Source organism: Peribacillus sp. SIMBA_075, assembly GCF_046534585.1.
In genome coordinates, this window is the sequence record NZ_JAWRYN010001396.1 from 1 (window position 1) to 244 (window position 244).

Here is a 244-nt window from a genome sequence, read left to right on the forward strand (position 1 = left end):
CCGGAAAAGCCCTTGCCCATCTAAAAAAACGCACCCAAATTTGGGTGCGTTTTGTCAAAAGCGCATTTCTTCGATGACCAAAAGTTCCGGGAAATCCGCTTCGATGCGGTCTTGCAGCTCATACTCTTCCAGCAAGTCGTAAAACCCTTCATCGTCCAATTTCAAGAAACGCGGGGAGTCCGGTTGATCAAAATGGAAAAGCTCCACGATGTATTTTTTCCGGCTGGTGCGGGCAATGCTGTAG

The 244-nt window shown here is 48.4% G+C and carries 1 protein-coding gene; it reads right to left on the bottom strand.

What is annotated here, in order from left to right:
• Positions 1-54: 54 nt before the first annotated feature.
• Positions 55-244, bottom strand: a 190-nt coding sequence (locus SB775_RS32920) for a hypothetical protein (protein WP_410865489.1), incomplete at its 5' end; no start/stop codon positions are given.